Raw genomic sequence first — 2,188 nt, 5'->3', positions numbered from 1 at the left:
CCTGATCCCATTCCGAACTCAGAAGTGAAACACAGTATCGCCGATGGTAGTGTGGGGTTTCCCCATGTGAGAGTAGGTCATTTCCAGGCGCCTAATTTCTCGAAAGAGAGTGAATAGCCCGTTGTTAACGCAACGGGCTTTTTTTACGTCTGCGATTTGAGGTTTGAGTCATTGTGTGTATGACTTTACTGTTCATACCATCTGTACTGACTGCAGTGTGGCCAATATGCCCATGTGCGAGTAGGTTATTTCCAGGCGTCTATTACTTCTCGTATAGCGGGCTTTTTTACGTCTGCAATTTGTGGTTTAGAACAGTTAATACCATTCCATCTTAACATTTAGTCATTATTGCTCATTCCCTTCTGCATAGTGACATAACCTTAATTGAGTCACTGATAAAGTATTCCAAGCAATCGAACTGGCATCCACTATGTCCTCGTACTCTTTAAAGCTGCGATTAGCAAGATGACGCTGTCGCAATCAACTTCAGACTTGTTCGATAGGGTTGAGCTCTGGTGAATACGAAGGTAACTTGATGATATTGAAATTGTTGAATTCATCTGCGATATCATCGGTATGCGAACCTGCACCATCCATAACAACAACGGTGTGTCGACCAAGCTTTGTTTTTTGGGATATCAGTGATAGATGTTGGCGCATAATTCCCTTACTTAGATATGGTGTAGTTAACGCTTCAGTCTCTCCAGTTGGCGCCCAGACCAGACCAAATAAATGGACATATTCAAATTGTTTCTGGCGTACCTCTCTCGGGCGCGTCCCTTTTCTTGCCCCAAATGTGTTGTTGTGTTTTGTTGACCAAAGTGAGATAGCTATCCCGCCTTTTGTTCTTTTTGGTATTTAGTCCTTTGAGGCCGTAAGCCAGATAATTTGCAACCCATGTATTAACACTCCCACGGGCGACTTTAAGTCTATTAGTGACTTCTGTACGGCTGTGTCCTTCAAGAAATAGGGATGCTGCCAGTAATCTGATCCGTTTGCGGGGTTCATTTTCAGCTCTAGATAAAGCCAAGATCTCTTTAGCGGTGTCGTTTTTCAAAAGGGAATATTCGTTATTGGTCATACCTATATCAGATCACAACTCATTACTGATTGGTATAACCACCTTTATTGCTAATACAATAGGCATGATAACGGTGGGGCTGATATGCATGTTGGAGCTGGGCATTTCAAGCACCTAACGCTTCACGAATCGAGAGTTAATAGCCTGCTGTTATATTGCTGGCATGAAAGTAATGTGGCCGACATGCAATGTAAGGAAGGGCCTTTCACTCATGCTTAGTTTCTTGCGAGAGTGAATTATGGTTACTAACGCAATGGGCCATACTTCGTCTATGCTTTTTGAGCGGGAGCCATACGCTCACTAATAACGGCTCTTTGTATTACTCTACTATTTGTATCTATTCAGTCATGCTTTAGTCACACGTTCGAGGTTCATTAGTGTAGAACTCCTCGGGCAGCCAATGCCTATCTTAGCTCTCTACTGTTATAAACAGCACTAGCAAGCTGATGCTTAAGTGCTGAACTTATGTAAACGTCATTTTGACCATAGCTAGAGGCTGTAGAGGGGCAAAGATGTCTCTCATCGTTTGCTGATAAAGCCTTGAATGGCTTAAGGCATTTTATTTGGACAGAGCCAACTCAATGCTGGTTGGTGAAGTTATGTTAGATAGGAGGGTTTACCGCTTAGACATAACGCTAAAAGTATCTACTCCCAAGTCGTGCAAGTTTTCAATACTGTACTAGAATAAGTGTCCCATCCCGAGGTATGTTCACTCGTTTACGTGGTGGTTGTGGGTAAAGTTGTGGATAAGTGGTGTGTAGGGTGTGGTTATTCTGTATCTTTTAAAAAAGGTGGTTTTAATTGATAAAAGCGCTTGCGCTTGGTCAGGAACTGCCTATAATGCGCATCCACTGACACGGCACAGCAGGCCAATTACTTTTAGCAAACGCTAGATAGTACGGGACTTGCAGCGGTGTTAGAGAGTTTACTTCCTTAGGGAAAGAGACTCAGGTGACAAGCGCTTTAAGGGCTTCGGGTTTTGCTTCTTTTCACGATAGTGATTAAGAATTCATCGCTTGAAAAACTTATTAAAATAAGCCCTTGACGCCGACACTGGAGAGTGTAGAATACGCCTCCTCAAGCCAGCGACCTAGCGTCTTCGGCGAA

The 2,188-nt window shown here is 43.2% G+C and carries 1 rRNA gene and 1 pseudogene; one reads left to right on the top strand and one right to left on the bottom strand.

The features are described 5' to 3' along the window. A 5S ribosomal RNA gene (gene rrf, locus L2755_RS21890) occupies positions 1 to 89 on the top strand; the annotation flags it as partial. A gap of 263 nt (positions 90 to 352) precedes the next feature. Here rrf and L2755_RS21885 read toward each other — a convergent pair. Next, positions 353 to 1,081: pseudogene (locus L2755_RS21885) on the bottom strand (IS630 family transposase). Positions 1,082 to 2,188 lie beyond the last annotated feature (1,107 nt).

This window comes from Shewanella abyssi (assembly GCF_023284025.1).
GTDB classification, from domain to species: domain Bacteria; phylum Pseudomonadota; class Gammaproteobacteria; order Enterobacterales; family Shewanellaceae; genus Shewanella; species Shewanella abyssi.
The sequence above is the reverse complement of the archived record's forward strand: the minus strand, read 5'-3'. Positions and strand labels throughout refer to the sequence as shown.